This is a genomic window from Pantoea sp. RIT413 (genome assembly GCF_003057675.2).
GTDB lineage: Bacteria > Pseudomonadota > Gammaproteobacteria > Enterobacterales > Enterobacteriaceae > Pantoea > Pantoea eucrina.
Map to the genome: position 1 here is coordinate 32,876 of NZ_QBJB02000017.1, position 18,627 is coordinate 51,502.

Annotated in this window: 16 protein-coding genes and 1 other RNA gene; 11 read left to right on the forward strand and 6 right to left on the reverse strand. The window is 57.8% G+C overall.

What is annotated here, in order from left to right; translation table 11 throughout:
- Positions 1–95 precede the first annotated feature (95 nt).
- Positions 96–755 (forward strand): ribose-5-phosphate isomerase RpiA, encoded by a 660-nt coding sequence (gene rpiA, locus DBY66_RS15985; protein ID WP_039380041.1) that lies wholly within the window; start codon positions 96–98, stop codon positions 753–755.
- Positions 756–1,033: 278 nt separating this feature from the next.
- Positions 1,034–2,272: a phosphoglycerate dehydrogenase gene (gene serA / locus DBY66_RS15990; RefSeq protein ID WP_108570045.1), complete on the forward strand. Its 1,239-nt coding sequence runs from the start codon at positions 1,034–1,036 to the stop codon at positions 2,270–2,272.
- Positions 2,273–2,293: 21 nt separating this feature from the next.
- Here the strand turns inward: serA and DBY66_RS15995 are convergent, their stop codons facing one another.
- From DBY66_RS15995 to zapA, 3 genes are all read right to left on the reverse strand, one after another.
- Positions 2,294–2,896, reverse strand: a complete 603-nt coding sequence (locus DBY66_RS15995) for a 5-formyltetrahydrofolate cyclo-ligase (protein ID WP_104085466.1) — start codon at positions 2,894–2,896, stop codon at positions 2,294–2,296.
- A 134-nt stretch (positions 2,897–3,030) separates the two neighbouring features.
- Positions 3,031–3,214: non-coding RNA, 6S RNA (gene ssrS / locus DBY66_RS16000), on the reverse strand.
- Between the two features lie 39 nt (positions 3,215–3,253).
- The gene (zapA, locus tag DBY66_RS16005; protein WP_034823204.1) at positions 3,254–3,583 is read right to left on the reverse strand and encodes a cell division protein ZapA; all 330 of its coding nucleotides are present in this window, start codon (positions 3,581–3,583) and stop codon (positions 3,254–3,256) included.
- A 169-nt stretch (positions 3,584–3,752) separates the two neighbouring features.
- On the opposite strand from zapA, the gene DBY66_RS16010 reads away from it, so the two are divergent.
- The 8 genes from DBY66_RS16010 to DBY66_RS16045 all read left to right on the forward strand — a co-directional run bounded on the left by DBY66_RS16010 (position 3,753) and on the right by DBY66_RS16045 (position 14,253).
- On the forward strand, positions 3,753–4,334 hold the full coding sequence (locus DBY66_RS16010) for a YecA family protein (protein WP_039380033.1): 582 nt from the start codon (positions 3,753–3,755) through the stop codon (positions 4,332–4,334).
- Between the two features lie 51 nt (positions 4,335–4,385).
- Positions 4,386–5,708, forward strand: coding sequence for a Xaa-Pro aminopeptidase (gene pepP / locus DBY66_RS16015; protein WP_108570044.1), 1,323 nt, complete (start codon positions 4,386–4,388; stop codon positions 5,706–5,708).
- A complete protein-coding gene (gene ubiH, locus DBY66_RS16020; RefSeq protein WP_108570043.1) occupies positions 5,705–6,883 on the forward strand; it encodes a 2-octaprenyl-6-methoxyphenyl hydroxylase in 1,179 nt (392 codons plus the stop codon). The genes pepP and ubiH overlap by 4 nt, the downstream gene beginning before the upstream one ends.
- A 13-nt stretch (positions 6,884–6,896) precedes the next feature.
- The gene (gene ubiI, locus DBY66_RS16025) at positions 6,897–8,099 is read left to right on the forward strand and encodes an FAD-dependent 2-octaprenylphenol hydroxylase (RefSeq protein WP_039380028.1); all 1,203 of its coding nucleotides are present in this window, start codon (positions 6,897–6,899) and stop codon (positions 8,097–8,099) included.
- An 876-nt stretch (positions 8,100–8,975) separates the two neighbouring features.
- Positions 8,976–10,073: a glycine cleavage system aminomethyltransferase GcvT gene (gcvT, locus tag DBY66_RS16030; RefSeq protein ID WP_039380026.1), complete on the forward strand. Its 1,098-nt coding sequence runs from the start codon at positions 8,976–8,978 to the stop codon at positions 10,071–10,073.
- A 20-nt stretch (positions 10,074–10,093) separates the two neighbouring features.
- Positions 10,094–10,480, forward strand: coding sequence for a glycine cleavage system protein GcvH (gene gcvH, locus DBY66_RS16035; RefSeq protein ID WP_039380024.1), 387 nt, complete (start codon positions 10,094–10,096; stop codon positions 10,478–10,480).
- 96 nt (positions 10,481–10,576) lie between these two features.
- Positions 10,577–13,450 (forward strand): aminomethyl-transferring glycine dehydrogenase, encoded by a 2,874-nt coding sequence (gene gcvP, locus DBY66_RS16040; protein ID WP_108570042.1) that lies wholly within the window; start codon positions 10,577–10,579, stop codon positions 13,448–13,450.
- 59 nt (positions 13,451–13,509) lie between these two features.
- On the forward strand, positions 13,510–14,253 hold the full coding sequence (locus DBY66_RS16045) for an SDR family oxidoreductase (RefSeq protein ID WP_108570041.1): 744 nt from the start codon (positions 13,510–13,512) through the stop codon (positions 14,251–14,253).
- Positions 14,254–14,272: 19 nt separating this feature from the next.
- Here DBY66_RS16045 and DBY66_RS16050 read toward each other — a convergent pair whose 3' ends face one another.
- Positions 14,273–15,712, reverse strand: coding sequence for a 6-phospho-beta-glucosidase (locus tag DBY66_RS16050; protein WP_108570040.1), 1,440 nt, complete (start codon positions 15,710–15,712; stop codon positions 14,273–14,275).
- A gap of 125 nt (positions 15,713–15,837) precedes the next feature.
- Positions 15,838–16,569, reverse strand: a complete 732-nt coding sequence (locus tag DBY66_RS16055) for a MurR/RpiR family transcriptional regulator (protein ID WP_039385630.1) — start codon at positions 16,567–16,569, stop codon at positions 15,838–15,840.
- A 174-nt stretch (positions 16,570–16,743) separates the two neighbouring features.
- Between DBY66_RS16055 and DBY66_RS16060 the strand changes: the two genes are divergently transcribed.
- On the forward strand, positions 16,744–17,397 hold the full coding sequence (locus DBY66_RS16060) for a hemolysin III family protein (RefSeq protein WP_108570039.1): 654 nt from the start codon (positions 16,744–16,746) through the stop codon (positions 17,395–17,397).
- Between the two features lie 55 nt (positions 17,398–17,452).
- On the opposite strand, the gene ygfZ is transcribed toward DBY66_RS16060, so the two are convergent.
- A complete protein-coding gene (gene ygfZ, locus DBY66_RS16065) occupies positions 17,453–18,436 on the reverse strand; it encodes a tRNA-modifying protein YgfZ (RefSeq protein WP_039380012.1) in 984 nt (327 codons plus the stop codon).
- Positions 18,437–18,627: the final 191 nt, after the last annotated feature.

Consider the following 18,627-nt stretch of genomic DNA (forward strand, 5'->3'; position numbering starts at 1 on the left):
AAAGGTAAAAATCGGTGGTGCGTGAGTCGCGCACTTTTACAGCGCGTTGTTTTATACTACGCGCACTTTGATGTCGCACAGGTTTTAAACATACCATGACCCAGGATGAACTGAAAAAAGCGGTAGGGTGGGCGGCGCTGCAGTATGTGCAGCCAGGCACCATTGTTGGCGTAGGCACCGGCTCAACGGCCGCGCATTTTATCGACGCGCTGGCCACCATGAAGCACCAGATTGAGGGGGCGGTCTCCAGCTCTGAAGCCTCCACCCTGAAGCTGAAATCGCTGGGCATACCGGTTTTCGATCTTAACGACGTGGACGATATCGCGGTCTATGTTGATGGTGCCGATGAGATCAACCCGCATATGCAGATGATCAAGGGCGGTGGCGCGGCGCTGACGCGCGAGAAAATTGTGGCGGCGGTCGCGCGAAAGTTTATCTGTATCGCGGATGCGTCTAAAGAAGTTGATATCCTTGGCCGTTTCCCGCTTCCGGTTGAGGTGATCCCGATGGCGCGTGCTTATGTCGCGCGCGAGCTGGTTAAGCTTGGTGGCCAGCCGGAGTATCGGCAGCAGGTGGTGACCGATAATGGCAATATCATCCTCGACGTGCACAATCTGCAGATCCTTGATCCTGTCGCGATGGAAAAAAACATCAACGCGCTGGCGGGCGTGGTCACGGTCGGCCTGTTTGCCACGCGCGGCGCTGATGTCGCGCTGATTGGCACACCGGATGGCGTCAAAACCATTCTCAAATGATCTCTCCGGCGCGCCTGACGCGCCGTTTTTCCCCCGGCTAATTCTGCTTTTCTTTATCAGCCTGAATTTGGTGACTTATGTCACAAACAGAGCATGGAGAGCCGATTCCTGCTCTCTGCTCCTAGCTTCCTGCGATTTTGTATGGATTTGTGCTGCCTGAAAGCCGGGGCGTGCTGCCGTGGTCGCAATCGTTTGTATTGCCGCATTGCCAGAATTTGTTATTTTGGCAGAAGGTAATCTTATGGCACTCCACGTTGAATTCTGAATAGGGTCGGGAAATGGCAAAGGTATCACTGGATAAAGACAAAATTAAATTTCTGCTGGTGGAGGGCGTGCATCAGAGCGCGCTGGATAATCTGCGCGCGGCAGGCTATACCAACATTGAGTTTCACAAAGGGGCGCTGGATGCGGAGTCGCTGAAAGCCTCTGTCCGTGATGCGCACTTTATCGGTATCCGCTCCCGCACCCAGCTCACGGAAGAGATCTTCGCCGCCGCAGAAAAACTGGTCGCGGTAGGCTGCTTCTGTATCGGCACTAATCAGGTCGATCTCAACGCCGCTGCCCGGCGCGGTATTCCGGTCTTTAACGCCCCTTTCTCTAACACCCGCTCCGTTGCTGAGCTGGTGATTGGCGAGATGCTGCTGATGCTGCGCGGCATTCCGGAAGCGAACGCCAAAGCGCATCGCGGTATCTGGAACAAAGTAGCAACCGGCTCCTATGAAGCGCGCGGCAAAAAGCTGGGTATCATTGGTTATGGTCACATCGGCATGCAGCTCGGCGTGCTGGCTGAAGGCCTGGGAATGCACGTTTTCTTTTACGATATTGAAAACAAGCTGCCGCTGGGGAATGCCACGCAGGTGCGCCACCTGTCGGATCTGCTCAATATGAGTGATGTGGTCAGCCTGCATGTGCCGGAGACCGCCTCAACCCAGAACATGATTGGCGCGGAAGAGCTGGCGCTGATGAAGCCGGGCGCGCTGCTGATCAACGCCGCACGCGGCACCGTTATCGATATTCCGGCGCTGTGCCATGCGCTCTCCAGCAAACATCTGGCGGGTGCGGCTATTGACGTCTTCCCGACCGAACCGGCAACCAACAGCGATCCGTTTAATTCACCGCTGTGCGAGTTTGATAACGTTATTCTGACGCCGCACATTGGCGGTTCAACGCAGGAAGCGCAGGAGAATATCGGCCTGGAAGTCTCGGGTAAGCTGGCAAAATACTCCGACAACGGCTCGACGCTCTCTGCGGTTAATTTTCCGGAGGTATCACTGCCGATGCACGGTGCCAGCGCCAGCCGTCTGCTGCACATTCACGAAAACCGTCCGGGCATTCTTACCGCCATCAACCAGATTTTCGCTGAGCAGAATATCAATATCGCGGCGCAGTTCCTGCAGACCTCGCCACAGCTTGGTTACGTGGTGATTGATATCGATGCGGAAAAAGATGTGGCGGATAAAGCGCTGCAGCTCATGCGCGCTATTCCGAGCACTATGCGCGCGCGCCTGCTTTACTGATTAGTGACGGGCATATGCCCGTCAGAACGAAGCATCCCACTGCCACAGCTTTGCCGGCGTCAGCACGGCGGGTAGCGGGATGTCCCATGCGGCTGCCGGCAGCGCCTCAACGCGCTGGCAGTCGTGGGCAATGCCAATCGGCAGACAGCCGTGGCGCTGCCAGTTCTGCAGCGTGCGATCGTAAAAGCCGCCGCCCATCCCCAGCCGTTGTCCACTCTCATCAAACGCCACCAGCGGAACCAGCATGACATCCAGTCGATCCAGCGTCGTCATCTGCGTAATATCCAGTGGCGGCTCCGGAATGCGCAGCTTATTCATGACCAGCTGCGTCTCAGGGGTATAACGCAAAAACAGCAGGTTGCCTGGCGCAAACGGATGCAGTACCGGCAGATAAACCGCTTTTTTTTGCTGCCAGAGACGGGCAATCAGCGGGCGGGTATTGATTTCACCGTCGGTAGAGAGAAACAGCGCAATGCTTTGTGCCGCTGAGACAGGTGCCAGGTTAATCGCGTGCTCAGCCAGCTGTTCGGCCGCTTCACTCTGCTGTTCAGGCGTCAGATGCCGGCGCAGATGGCGGATATGCTGACGCAGCAGCTGGCGTTCGGAATAATCGATAGCGGACACAGGATCCCCCTAAAGAGTGGGTTAGCTTGCGCTGACTATAACATGCAAAAGAAGGGGAGGGGGACTGGCTTCAGGTAGCAGCCGCAGTCTCGGCTGACGCTACTACCTGAAATGATGCCGGATAAAACAGAAAAGAGATCTCCGAGATGCCGCCGCAGGCTGTAACCCTTGAACCCTTGGTTCAAGGTGAGTATGCCGTCGCAACCATCAGGCTTCTCGGACGAACCGAGCATGCTCACAGGCTACAGAGCGTCACACTCTGTTGGTATGAAATATCGGCTCAGGGGACTGGCCCGCTTGCAAACATCTCAGAGAAACAGGACTTCATCGTTGCTCTGGCATGAGAACCATGAAGTATTATTCGAATTTAGGGCCCTGGCGGTCGGTAATGCGACCCTGCTCAACTAAAGCCTGTTCAATCGTCTGCTGCAGCATGCGGATACGTTGTTCCATGTTTGCTGCGTAGTCTCGCGTTTTACCTTTCTCTTGCGCCAGCTCGTGGCAGATATTTAACGCGGCGATGAACACCAGTTGCTCTGTATTTGTGACTCTAGTGCGAACTTTTAAATCTTGCAACCGTTGATTGAGGTCCTCTGCGGCAAGATTTAGTGCATCCTGCTGTTCAGGCGGACAATTTACTCTCAAAGAACGACCAAAAATTTGTATATCTACCGGTTGTGCAGACATGCCACCATCCTGACTGATTACTTCGTTCGCTCCATCCGGCTCGCCACTGGCCCGGAAGGTGCGCAACTATATAGACGCGGGTAAGAAGATACAACCCCTTTTCTGGAAACCCTGAGGCACCTGGTGGTAGCATATCACGAACTTATTCTGCCAACGACGACCAAAGCTTATGTCTTTACAGAACGCAACACCCACTTACAACGCGCTGGCCGCAGCCCTCTCTCAGCAGGGTGTGGGCATGACGCCTGCCGAAATGCATGGACTGCTGTGTGGCATCCTGTGTGGCGGTAATCAGGACGCCAGCTGGAAGACGCTGGTGCACGATCTGGCTAATGAAGGCATGGCCTTCTCGCAGAGCCTGGCGCAGCCGCTGCAGGCGCTGCATGACAGCCTGACTACGACCCTGGAAGAGGATGGCTTTCTGTTTCAGCTGATGCTGCCGGATGAAGATGATATTACCGTGTTTGACCGGGCTGATGCGCTGGCGGGCTGGGTTAATCACTTCCTGCTTGGCCTGGGCGTTACGCAGCCTAAACTGGATAAAGTCACCGGTGAAACCGGCGAGGCGATTGACGATCTGCGTACTATTGCTCAGCTTGGCTATGAAGAAGATGAAGATCAGGAAGAGCTGGAGCAGTCGCTGGAAGAGGTGATTGAGTATGTGCGCGTCGCGGCGCTGCTGTGTCACGACACCTTCACACGCCCGCATACGCCAACCGCACCGGAAGTGCAGAAACCTACGCTACACTAAGCGCGTCATTGCGGGCAGCGCTGCTGCCCGTTATCAACAGGGAGTGCAACTATGATCACACTGGAACAGTTCCGGCAGCGTCGTCAGGCGCTGATTACGCAGATGGCCCCCGGCAGCGCGGCGCTGATTTTTGCAGCACCTGAAGTTACGCGCAGCAACGACACCGAATATAGCTACCGCCAAAACAGCGACTTCTGGTATTTCACCGGGTTTAACGAGCCGCAGGCGCTGCTGGTGCTGATCAAAAGCGATGAACATCACAATCACAGCGTGCTGTTTAACCGCATACGCGATCTGACTGCCGAGGTGTGGTCTGGCCGTCGCCTCGGGCAGGAGGCTGCGCCGGCGAAGCTGGGTGTTGATCGCGCACTGCCGTGGGATGATATTGGCGAACAGCTGCACTTGCTGCTGAACGGGCTTGACGTGGTGTATCACGCGCAGGGCGAATATGGTTACGCTGACCAGCTGCTGTTTAGCGCACTGGAAAAATTACGTCGCGGTTTCCGGCAGAATCTTAGCGCACCAGCCAGCGTGACCGACTGGCGTCCCTGGGTGCATGAGATGCGGCTGTTTAAAAGCGCAGAAGAGATTGAGATACTGCGTCAGGCGGGAAAAATCAGCGCGCTGGCGCATACCCGCGCCATGCAGCAGTGCCGCCCCGACATGTATGAGTATCAGCTTGAAGGGGAGATCCACCATGAATTCTCCCGCCACGGCGCGCGCTTTCCTTCCTACAACACCATTGTCGGAAGTGGCGAAAACGGCTGCATTTTGCACTACACCGAAAATGAAAGCGCAATGCGCGACGGCGATCTGGTGCTAATCGACGCCGGCTGTGAGTTTCACGGTTATGCGGGTGATATTACCCGTACCTTTCCGGTAAACGGCAGGTTTACACCGCCGCAGCGGGAAATCTACGACATTGTGCTGGCTTCGCTGCATAAAGCGCTGTCGATGTTCCGGCCCGGCGTCAGCATTCATGAAGTGAATGATGAAGTTGTGCACATCATGATCACCGGCCTCGTTGATCTCGGTATTCTTGACGGCAATATCGACGAACTATTTGAAGCGCAGGCGCATCGCCCTTTCTTCATGCACGGCCTCGGCCACTGGCTGGGCCTGGATGTGCATGACGTCGGCGATTACGGTACGCCGAGCCGCGACCGCGTGCTGGAGCCGGGCATGGTGCTTACGGTAGAGCCGGGCCTCTATATTGCACCTGATGCCAGCGTGCCGCCGCAGTACCGCGGCATAGGCGTGCGCATTGAGGATGATATTGTGATTACGGCGACAGGCCATGAGAATCTTACTGATAGCGTGGTGAAAGATCCGGATGCGATTGAAGCCCTGATGGCAGCGGCGCGCGGCGTATGACCATTCTGATTGCAGGCGGGGGCATGACCGGCGCCACGCTGGCGCTGGCGATATCGCATCTGACGCAGGGCAGGTTACCGGTCACGCTCATTGAGCGCAGCGAGCCGACCAGCCGTGCGCACCCCGGTTTTGATGGCCGGGCGATTGCGCTGGCCGCTGGCACCTGCCAGCAGCTGGCAGCAATCGACCTCTGGCGTTCGCTGGCGGACTGCGCCACGCCGATCACCCGCATTCACGTCTCCGATCGCGGTCACAGCGGCTTTGTGCAGCTCAGCGCAGAGGCGTATCAGCTGGCTGCGCTGGGGCAGGTGGTGGAGCTATTCGATGTCGGACAGCGCCTGTTTGAGCGTCTCCGGCAGGCGCCCGGCGTAACATTGTGCTGCCCCGATTACGTCACGCAGGTCACGCGTGATAAAGCGCATGCGCAGGTGACGCTTAACAGCGGCGAAACGCTGGAGGGTACGCTGCTGGTGGCTGCAGATGGGTCGCGCTCATCGCTGGCGGCATCATGCGGTATTCAGTGGCAGCGCGAGGATTATCAGCAGCTGGCGGTGATTGCCAACGTGTCCACTCAGCTGCCGCATCAGGGGCAGGCGTTTGAGCGTTTTACGCCGCACGGGCCGCTGGCGCTGCTGCCGATGTCCGGCAATCGTATGTCGCTGGTGTGGTGCCATCCGTCAGCCGCAGAATCCCGGGTGCGGGCGTGGGATGAAGAGACATTCCGGCGCGAACTGCAGCGCGCATTTGGCTGGCGGCTGGGTCGCTTTACCCATGCCGGTCAGCGTGAAATTTATCCGCTGGCGCTGCAAACCGCCGATCGTCAGGTGACGCACCGGCTGGCGCTGGTCGGCAATGCTGCCCAGACGCTGCATCCGATCGCCGGACAGGGCTTTAACCTTGGCCTGCGCGATGTCATGTCGCTGGCGGAAACGCTGGCCGGCGCCTGGCGCCAGCAGCAGGATCCTGGCAGTTATGCGGTGCTGCAGCATTTTGCCGCCCGGCGTCAGGCTGACCGCGCGGCGACAATCGGCGTGACTGACGGCCTGGTGCGCCTGTTCGCTAACCGTTATGCACCGCTGGTTGCAGGACGAAATCTCGGGCTGGTGGCTATGGATCACCTCCCCTGGCTGCAACATCCGCTGGCCGCGCGTACGCTCGGCTGGGTAAAGCGTTAATAAAGAGGCAGCAATGCAAACATTTGATGTGGTGATTGCCGGTGGCGGCATGGTCGGTCTGGCAGTGGCCTGCGGTTTGCAGGGAAGTGGTCTGCGCGTTGCAGTACTGGAGAAAGCGGCGGAACCGCAGTTCGATCCGGCAGCCGCCGCGTCGATTCGGGTATCCGCAATTAATGCAGCCAGTGAACGTCTGCTACAGAAACTCGACGTCTGGTCATCTATTCTCGCCCTGCGCGCCAGCGCGTATCACGGTATGGAAGTGTGGGATCAGGACAGCTTTGGATCTGTCAGCTTTGATGATGAGCAGCAGGGGCTGTCGCATCTTGGTTATATTGTTGAAAATGAAGTGATTCACAGTGCGCTGTGGCAGCGTGCCAGCCAGTGTAAAGATGTTACGCTGTTTGCACCGGCCCGCCTGCAGCAGGTCGCGTTTGGTGATAATGAAGCCTTTATCACGCTGGAAGATGGCACTATGATGAGCGCCCGGCTGATGATAGCCGCCGACGGCGCCGGCTCCTGGCTGCGCGAAAAAGCGGATATCCCGCTGACGTTCTGGGATTATGAGCATCATGCGCTGGTCGCGAACGTGCGTACTGATATGCCGCATGATGCTATCGCGCGTCAGGTATTTCACGGCGAAGGTATTCTCGCCTTTCTGCCGATGCAGGATCCGCACCTGTGCTCAATCGTCTGGTCGCTGGCTCCACAGGAAGCAGCGCGCATGCAGTCGATGCCGGCAGCGCTGTTTAATCAGCAACTCTCTGTAGCCTTTGATATGCGGCTGGGATTATGCAGCGTTGAGAGCGAACGTAAAACGTTCCCGCTAACGGCACGCTATGCGCGCAATTTTGCAGCTCATCGTCTGGCGCTGGTCGGCGATGCGGCGCACACCATTCATCCGCTGGCCGGGCAGGGCGTGAATTTAGGCTTTATGGATGCGGCTGAGCTGATTGGTGAGATCCGCCGCCTGCATCAGGCGGGTCGCGATATCGGTGAGCATCTCTCACTGCGTCGCTACGAACGCAGCCGCAAGCACAGCGCAGCCCTGATGCTGGCCGGCATGCAGGGATTCCGCGAGCTGTTCGCCGGCACGCATCCGGCGAAAAAGCTGCTGCGTGACGTCGGGCTAAAGCTGGCCGATACGCTGCCAGGCGTGAAGCCGCGTCTGCTGAAGCAGGCGATGGGGCTGAACGACCTGCCAGAGTGGATCCGCTAGCTAACCAGGACGTTGTCGTTTCGTATCCGCATCAACCCGGGCGCCATAAATGGCGCCCCTACGGTAGCTCAATACCGGACGTCATCGTTTCGCATCGCCCTGGCGTAGGGGGCGCATTAATGCGCCCCGGTTTAAACCCACCCCCGGGCGTCATCATTTCGCACCCGCATCAACCCGGGCGCCATAAATGGCGCCCCTACGGTGGCTCAATACCGGACGTCATCGTTTCGCATCGACCTGGCGTAGGGGGCGCATTAATGCGCCCCGGTTTAAACCCATCCCCGGGCGTCATCATTTCGCACCCGCATCAACCCGGGCGCCATAAATGGCGCCCCTACGGTGGCTCAATACCGGACGTCATCGTTTCGCATCGCCCTGGCGTAGGGGGCGCATTAATGCGCCCCGGCAACCCCATCCCCCGGACGTTACATTTCGCACCCGCCCTATGGTAGGGGGGCGCATTTATGCGCCCCGGCAAAAACCTCCTCCTGACTCCCTGTTCGCACTAAAACAGAGCGCTCTGCGCCATAATGATGCCTCGTTTGATTTATTCTAATTTTACCGCCAGATTCGCATTAGTTATTTTCATGCAGGATTAATCGCACAGCCGTGCCATTTAGCCCCTCACCCGCGGTGGCGTGTTTTATTTACTGAGATATCGCCCAGGAGTTGCATAATCTGCGCGTTTAATCACACAAAGGCAGCGGATTATGCTGCATGCTATGGGATGCACTGCAAAGATGAGGCCCGGCTTCGACCTCGTTTTGCTTATGGTTAAATCTGTTTTTCAGTGGTAACGTCAGCTGAAAGAGAACGTTTGCGTCGGCGTTTATTACCGCGCAGGCGAGCCCCGCTTATTGGTTTCACAGGATGGTTATGACTCAGCAAACGCCTCTGTTTAAGCAGCACCAGCAGGACGGTGCACGCATGGTGGACTTCCACGGCTGGATGATGCCGCTGCACTACGGCTCGCAAATCGATGAGCACCACGCAGTGCGCAGCGACGCCGGCATGTTTGATGTATCGCACATGACTATCGTTGATCTGCACGGCGCACGGACCCGCGAGTTTCTGCGTTATCTGCTGGCAAATGATGTCGCAAAACTGACTCAACCCGGCAAAGCGCTCTACAGCGGCATGCTTAACGCATCGGGCGGCGTGATAGACGATCTGATCGTCTACTTCATGCAGGAGGATTTTTTCCGCCTGGTGGTCAACTCCGCCACGCGAGAGAAAGATCTCGCGTGGATAACGCAGCACGCCGCACCGTTTGGCGTGACGCTGACCGAGCGTCATGACCTGGCGCTGATTGCCGTGCAGGGTCCGAATGCGCAGCAGAAAGCACAGACGCTGTTTGATGAGAGCCAGCGTGCCGCCGTTGCCGGCATGAAGCCTTTTTATGGCGTGCAGTCAGGCGACCTGTTCATTGCCACCACCGGCTACACCGGCGAGGCAGGCTATGAAATTGCGCTGCCCGCTGACCAGGCGGAAATGTTCTGGCAGCAGCTACTGGCCGCGGGCGTAAAACCCGCCGGCTTAGGCGCGCGCGACACGCTGCGTCTGGAAGCCGGTATGAATCTCTATGGCCAGGAGATGGATGAAGGCGTTTCGCCGCTGGCCGCGAATATGGGCTGGACCATCAGCCGGGAACCGGCCGATCGTGATTTTATCGGACGTGAAGCGCTGGAAGCGCAGCGCGAGCAGGGCACTGAAAAACTGGTGGGGCTGGTCATGACGGAAAAAGGCGTACTGCGCGGTGGTCAGACGGTGCGCTTTACCGATGAGCAGGGCGTACCGCAGCAGGGTATGATTACCAGTGGTTCCTTCTCGCCGACGCTGGGCTGCAGCATCGCCCTGGCGCGCGTGCCTGCCGGTATTGGCGGGCAGGCCATTGTGGAGATCCGCAATCGCGAAATGCCGGTAAAAGTGACTAAACCCGTTTTTGTACGCGCCGGTAAGCCGGTCGCTCAGTAAATTTTTCAGGAGAAATGGCGATGAGCAATGTGCCAAATACGTTGAAATACCGTGACAGCCACGAGTGGGTGCGTAAAGAAGAAGATGGCTCTTACACCGTGGGGATCACCGAGCATGCGCAGGAGCTGCTCGGTGATATGGTGTTTGTCGATCTGCCAGACGTTGGCGCTACGTTTAGCGCGGGCGACGACTGCGCCGTCGCGGAGTCGGTTAAAGCTGCTTCCGACATCTATGCACCGCTGAGCGGTGAAATTGTAGCGGTGAATGAGGCGCTGACCGACTCACCCGAGCTGGTGAACAGCGCGCCTTATGGCGATGGCTGGTTGTTCCGCCTGCAAGCCAGCGATGAAGCTGAACTCGACAGCATGCTTGATGCTGACGCCTATAAAGCCAGTATCGATGAGTAACCGGTAGCCTCTGAAGGTGTCGCAGTGCGGCACCTCTTCTTTATCTGCCTGTTGTAAGTCCTTTGTGTAACCCAGCCCGATGCAGGATCGACTGTAATGACCCAGACTCTCAGCCAGCTTGAACATAACGGTGCATTTATCGAGCGCCATATTGGTCCCACCGACGCCCAGCAGGCCAGCATGCTGGAAGCGATTGGTGCCGGTTCGCTAAACGAACTCATCAGCACCATCGTACCGGCGGATATTCAGCTGCCCGGGCCGCCGGCCACGGGTGACGCCGCGACCGAGCAGCAGGCGCTGGCAGAGCTGAAAGCGATGGCCAGTCAGAATCAGCGCTACAAATCCTGGATCGGCATGGGCTACAGTGCAGTAATCACTCCGCCGGTGATCCTGCGTAATATGCTGGAAAACCCTGGCTGGTATACCGCCTATACGCCGTATCAGCCTGAGGTGTCACAGGGGCGTCTGGAGGCGCTACTGAATTTCCAGACGCTGACGCTGGATCTGACCGGTATGGATATCGCCTCTGCGTCGCTGCTGGATGAAGCCACCGCGGCGGCTGAAGCGATGGCGATGGCGAAACGCGTCAGCAAGCTGAAGAGCGCCACCCGCTTCTTTATCGCCGATGATATTCATCCGCAGACGCTGGATGTCGTACGCACCCGCGCCGAAACATTTGGCTTTGATCTGATTATCGATCGGGCAGAGAAAGCACGCGATCATGAGGATCTGTTTGGTGTTCTTCTGCAGCAGGTGGGCACCAGTGGGGAAGTACATGACTATCACGATCTGGTAGCAGAGCTGAAGAGCCGCAAAGTTGTTGTGAGCGTGGCCGCTGATTTCATGGCGCTGCTGCTGCTGGAGGCGCCCGGCAAACAGGGTGCTGACATTGTGTTTGGTTCCGCTCAGCGCTTTGGCGTGCCAATGGGCTATGGCGGACCGCACGCGGCCTTTTTTGCCAGCCGCGATGAGCACAAACGCTCAATGCCGGGCCGGATTATCGGCGTCTCACGCGATGCGGCGGGCAACACCGCGCTGCGCATGGCGATGCAGACGCGCGAGCAGCATATCCGTCGTGAAAAGGCGAACTCCAATATCTGTACCTCACAGGTTCTGCTGGCCAATATCGCCGGCCTCTATGCGGTCTGGCACGGTCCGCAGGGTTTGCAACGTATCGCCTCGCGCATTCATCGCCTGACCAGCATTCTGGCAACCGGCCTGCAGAAAGGCGGATTGACGCTGCGCCACGGCAGCTGGTTTGACACGCTGACCGTTGAGGTTGCTGACAAGGCCGGCGTGCTGAATCGCGCGCTGAGTTTTGGCGTAAACCTGCGCAGCGATATGCCTGACGCCGTAGGTATCACGCTGGATGAAACCACCAGCCGTGAAGATGTACAGGCGCTGTTTGCCATTTTTCTGGGCGACACGCACGGGCTGGATATCGATAAGCTTGATGCCACCGTATCGGCGGAGAGTGCGGCTATTCCGGCAGGCCAGCAGCGCCGCAGTGAATATCTGACGCATCCGGTATTTAACCGCTACCACAGCGAAACAGAAATGATGCGCTACATGCACAGCCTGGAGAAAAAAGATCTGGCGCTGAATCAGGCAATGATCCCGCTTGGCTCCTGCACCATGAAGCTGAATGCCGCCGCAGAGATGATCCCGATCACCTGGCCGGAGTTCTCTGAACTGCATCCATTCTGCCCCGCTGAACAGGCTACCGGCTATCTGCAGATGATTGGGCAGCTGTCGCAGTGGCTGGTACAGCTCACCGGCTATGACGCGCTCTGCATGCAGCCTAACTCCGGGGCGCAGGGAGAGTATGCCGGCCTGCTGGCGATCCGCCGCTATCACGAAAGCCGCAATGAAGGCCGGCGCAACATCTGCCTGATCCCCGGGTCGGCACACGGCACCAACCCAGCCTCGGCGCAGATGGCGGGCATGTCGGTGGTTGTGGTTGCCTGCGATAAACAGGGCAATATCGATCTCGGCGATTTGCGTGAGAAAGCGGCTCAGGCGGGCGATGCGCTCTCCTGCATCATGGTGACCTATCCTTCTACCCACGGCGTTTATGAAGAAACCATCCGCGAAGTGTGCCAGATTGTGCATCAGTATGGCGGTCAGGTATATCTGGATGGCGCCAACATGAACGCCCAGGTGGGCATTACTACGCCTGGCTATATCGGTGCTGACGTCTCGCATCTTAACCTGCATAAAACCTTCTGCATTCCGCACGGCGGCGGCGGACCGGGCATGGGACCGATTGGCGTAAAAGCGCATCTGGCTCCGTTTGTGCCGGGGCACAGCGTGGTGCAGATTGATGGCGTACTGACGCAGCAGGGCGCCGTGTCGGCTGCACCGTTTGGCAGCGCCTCGATTTTGCCTATCAGCTGGATGTATATCCGTATGATGGGTGCAGAAGGGCTGAAACAGGCGAGCTCAGTGGCGATCCTTAATGCCAACTACATTGCGCGTCGTCTGCAATCGGCCTATCCGATCCTCTATACCGGACGCGATGGTCGCGTGGCGCACGAATGTATTCTCGATATTCGTCCGCTGAAAGAGCAGAGCGGTATCAGCGAGCTGGATATTGCCAAACGCCTGATCGATTACGGTTTTCACGCTCCGACCATGTCCTTCCCGGTAGCGGGCACGCTGATGGTGGAGCCGACTGAATCAGAGGGCAAAGCAGAGCTGGATCGCTTTATCGACGCGATGCTGGCGATCCGCATGGAGATTGACCGCGTCACCGCCGGTGAGTGGCCTGCTGATGACAATCCGCTGGTCAACGCACCGCATACGCAAATGGAAATTGTGGGCGAGTGGCAGCATCCCTATACGCGAGAGCTGGCAGTATTCCCGGCAGGCAGTGCGAATAAGTACTGGCCAACGGTAAAACGTCTTGATGACGTCTTCGGCGATCGCAACGTCTTCTGCGCCTGCGTGCCGATGAGCGAATATCAGTAAGCGCGGTGAACTGACCCCTTAAGGACCGGCTGCCGGTCCTTTTTCTTTTGGAGGCACATATGGATCTGGCACTGGTTACCGGCGGCAGCCGGGGCATCGGACGCGCTACCTCGCTGCTGCTGGCGCAGGCGGGTTACCGCGTGGTAATCAACTACCGTCAGCGGGCTGCGGACGCAGAACAGCTGGTCGGGGAGATTATTCGCGGGGGCGGCAGCGCCTGCGCGCTGCAGGCGGATATTGCTGATGAGGCGCAGGTCGTGAGGCTGTTTGCGCAGCTGGATGAGCAGCCGGGTGCCCTGCGGATAGTGGTGAACAACGCCGGAATTCTGTTTACGCAGTGCCGGGTGGAGGCGCTAAGCGCTGAGCGTATTCAGCGGGTGCTGGCGACGAACGTCACCGGGACTTTTATCTGCTGCCGGGAAGCGGTGAAACGCATGAGCAGGGCGCACGGCGGGGAGGGCGGTGTGATTGTGAATGTTTCATCAGGTGCCGTACACAGCGGCGCGCCGGACGAATATGTAGATTATGCAGCATCAAAAGCGGCGGTGGACACGCTGACCCGCGGGCTGGCGCGCGAAGTGGCCGCCCAGGGGATCCGGGTAACCGGTGTGCGTCCCGGCTCCACGTATACCGACATGCATGCGGATGGCGGCGAGCCGGAGCGGGTTGATCGGGTGGCGCAGCGTATTCCGCTGGGACGCGGCGCGCAGCCGGAAGAGATCGCCCGCGCGATCCTCTGGCTGAGCAGCGATGCCGCCGCGTATGTCACCGGCAGCATGCTGGACGTGACGGGCGGACTCTGACATCCGCCCGCATCGCCGGTCAGAGCGTGGCGCCGTTGCTGGCGATCACCTGCTGATACCAGCTGAAGCTCTTTTTCTTTGAACGCGCAAAGGTGCCGCTGCCGTCGTCGTTTTTGTCGACGTGGATAAAGCCATAGCGCTTGCTGTACTGACCGGTGGTGAACGAGACGCAGTCGATGCAGCCCCACGGCGTGTAGCCCAGCAGCTCGACACCATCAAGCGCCACCGCTTTTTTCATTTCTTCGATATGCGCCCGCAGGTAGTCAATGCGGTAGTCGTCGGCGATAAAGCCCTCCGCATCAGGTTTATCGATCGCGCCGAAGCCATTTTCCACAATAAACAGCGGCTTCTGATAGCGCTCATAGAGTGAATTCAGCACATAGCGCAGGCCCACCGGATCGATCTGCCAGCCCCAGTCTGACGCTTTAACGTGCGGATTGGGTACCACGCCGTCAAAGCCGGTGATCGGATCATCCACGCCGCTGGCGCGGGTATCGACCGCGTTGCTCATGTAATAGCTGAAACCGATGTAGTCGCAGCAGCCCTGCTGCAGGGTTTCGGCATCATCTGCTGCCATCTCGATGTGGTAGCCTTTGCGCGCCCACTCTTTCAGCGTGTAAGCGGGGTAAGCGCCGCGCATCTGCACGTCGCTGAAAACGTAACGCTGATGCATCGCCTCCTGCGCCCGCATGACATCATCCGGATGACAGGAGAAGGGATAGACCGGCACCATGGCGATCATGCAGCCGATCTGAAAACCGGGATTGATCTCATGACCGCGTTTCACCACCTTTGCACTGGCGACAAACTGGTGATGCATAACCTGATACATCGTCTGCTCTGGCTTCTCATGCTCAGTAAACACCACGCCGGAACAGCAGTAGCCAAACAGCGGATATTGCCAGTTGCGCTGGTTGTTGATCTCGTTAAAGGTCATCCAGTACTTCACTTTGTGCTGATAGCGCGTCATCACCACATCGCTGAAGCGCACAAAGAAATCGACTACCCGGCGGTCAGCCCAGCCGCCATACTCTTTTACCAGATGATAAGGCATCTCAAAGTGAGAGAGAGTGATCACCGGTTCGATACCATATTTCAGCAGCTCATCGAACAGGTCATCATAAAACTGCAGGCCCGCCTCGTTGGGCTGCGCTTCATCGCCGTTGGGGAAGATGCGCGTCCAGGCAATCGAGGTGCGGAAGCACTTAAAGCCCATCTCAGCAAACAGCGCCACGTCCTGTTTGTAGTGTGAGTAAAACTCTACCGCCTGGTGATTAGGATAGTGTTTGCCCGGCTGTACGCCGTCGGTGATCACGCGGTCAACGCCGTGTGCCCCACCGGTCAGCACGTCAGCGATACTGACGCCTTTGCCGCCCTGATCCCAGCCGCCTTCAACCTGATGCGCGGCTACTGCACCGCCCCAGAGAAACCCATGTGGTAACTGCAAATCATCACGCATTGTTCAGCCTCATCATACGTCGGGTGAAAACAGAATTTCCCGCAGTGTAACAAGCAGCCGGTGAATGTCACGCTATAACACCGCGTGCAGAATGTAACCTGTCACAGCTAAAAAACAGGGTGTTTTCAGGGGGATAGCATATGCGCCAGCGTGCGTCCCAGCGTTTCGATAATGTACATTACCGGCACCTGCGTGGTGATGTCGTGCTGCCCGGCCAGCGTGATCTGCGGCACGTGATAGGAGAGGGTAAAATCCGCCATTTTTGCCAGCGAGCTGGTGTCGTGATTGGTGATGGCGATGATTTTGCAGCGGTTAAGGCTGAACTGACTGGCGAAGCGCAGGATCTCTTCGGTCTCGCCGGAAACGGAGAGAATAATCGCCAGCGCGCCTTCACTGACTCCGGGCATAACCGGATAGTAAGGGTCGTCAATATGGTGGCTGAATTTGCCGACGTTGGAAAAGAAGCGTGCGCCATATTTACCGAGGCTGCCCGACGTGCCGGCACCAATAAAGAAAATATGCCCGGCCTGCAGGATCATCTGCGCGGCCTGCGCAATCTGCTGCTCAAACTCGGCATTGTGAATACTTTTGAAAAAACTCAGCATTTCGCCAGCGCCCGATGAGGGGATTGCAGGCGGGGTCTGCTCCTGAGCCAGGCGAAAGCGGATACGAAACTCTGACCAGCCGTCACAGTGCAGCTTGCGGCAAAAGCGCAGTACGGTGGTGGTAGAGACGCCCGCCTGCGCCGCCAGATCGCGAATGGTCATATAGCTGACGCTTTGCGGATGTTTGATGATGAAATGGTAAACCTGCATCTCAAGATCGTTCAGGCTGGAGAGATCGCGGTGTGCAAACATGCGGAACATCGCTCAGGCAGCAAAAGGAGCCTGCAGTGTACCAGATTGCACCGCAGGCCGGGTGACACACCCCGACACAGAAATAATTGAGCGTACATGTGTACACTGAAAATATTTCTGGTTAGGCTGAAGGGGTTAAAAAACACGCTCCTTTATCTTCAGGGATCCCGCACCATGGTAAAACCCGTACTCATTACGCCCGGTTATTCGCTGGCCGAAGAGATAGCCAACAGCGTCAGCCATGGCGTTGGCTGCCTGTTTGGTATTATCGGTCTGGTGCTGCTGCTGACGCAGGCAGTGGATACGCAGGCGAGCATCACTGCTATCACCAGCTACAGCCTCTATGGCGGCAGCATGATTCTGCTCTATCTCGCCTCTACGCTCTATCACGCCATTCCGCATCAGCGCGCCCGGCCGTGGCTGAAGAAATTTGATCACTGCGCTATCTATCTGCTGATCGCCGGCACCTATACGCCGTTTTTGCTGGTCGGGCTGAAATCGCCGCTGGCACACGGACTGATGGTGGTGATCTGGAGTCTGGCGCTGGCGGGCATCATTTTTAAACTGACGATAGCGCACCGTTTTAAGGTGCTGTCGCTGGTGACCTATCTCAGCATGGGGTGGCTGTCGCTGGTGGTGATCTATCAGCTGGCGATGCGGCTTTCCGCCGGAGGCGTCTGGCTGCTGGCGGCGGGAGGCGTGGTCTACTCCCTGGGCGTGATTTTTTACGTGTCGCGCCGGATACCCTTTAACCATGCGATCTGGCACGGCTTTGTACTCGGCGGCAGCGTGCTGCACTTCTGCGCCATCTACTTTTATGTGAAATAAACGGGCTTTATGCGCATTGCAGCGGGACGCCGGACGGCCTCCCGCTCTGTGCCTCTTACGCGTCCAGCGCGTAAGGCAGTGGCTGAATGGTGAGTTCACCACCTTCATCGCCTTCAGCACGCAGGATCGCATCTGGTTCCGGATCGTTATTCATCACCATCTGCACCCAGACGCTGCCATCCTCAAGCTGTACCGCACACAGTACCGTGCCGGTACGCCGCCAGCGATCGCCCATCTGCAGCTCCATTGAACTCCCCGCTTCCGGTACTTTACCGGCGCTACCCGCCAGCCAGAACAGGGCACGCTTGTTGGCACCGCGGAATTTTGCCCGCGCGACCATCTCCTGACCGGTATAGCAACCTTTCTTAAAGCTGATCGCATCCAGCGCCTGCAGGTTGGTGGCCTGCGGGATCAGCTGGGCGCTGGTAGCGCTATCGATAACCGGAATACCCGCTTCGATATCCAGCGCCAGCCACTGCCTGCTGTCGTTGAACTGCGCCTCACCCTCCAGTGCCGCTTTAATCGCTTCCGCTTTGGCGGGGGTAGTAATCACGACAAAACGTTCCGCAGGCTGATCCAGCCACAGCAGCGTGCTCTCATCCTGCTGCACTACCGCATGCGCGGCATCCGGCAGCGTGGCAAACAGATTCGTCAGTGCCGCACGCGCCTGAAAGCCGGCAACGCCCAGTACGACAGCTTCATCGTCAGCTTCGATGGTCACTTTGGCAAACACCGCATATTTTTTCAGTTCAGCAATCTGCTGGTCACGCAGGCTGCGGCGCACCAGATAAGCGTATCCCTCGCCGCGATGAAACAGACGCAGGTTGCTCCACATTTTGCCTTTGGCGTCGCAGTGGGCAGCCTGACGATGCTGCTCACTGGTCAGCGTTGCGACATCCAGCGTCAGCTGTCCCTGCAGATAGCTGGTGCTGTCTTTGCCCTGTACCGCCACCAGCGCCCACTCATCAAGCGACATCAGCGTCAGGGGCAGGCGTGCCGCAGCGACAGGCTGGCGGGGAGGGAGGGTAAAAATCGGCATGTGTCCATCCTGATTAATCAAGTTTGTCCGGAGTTGTTTGTTCAATGTTAAAAGAGCAGCGGGGCAATGCAAACTGTTTACGGAACCGGGCGCACAAATCGCGTGATGATGCGGCAACACAGCCTGCCGCTTTGCGTAATCCTGCGCAGGAAACAGCACTCAGCCTGCAGCAGGTAAAAAAAGCAGGTACA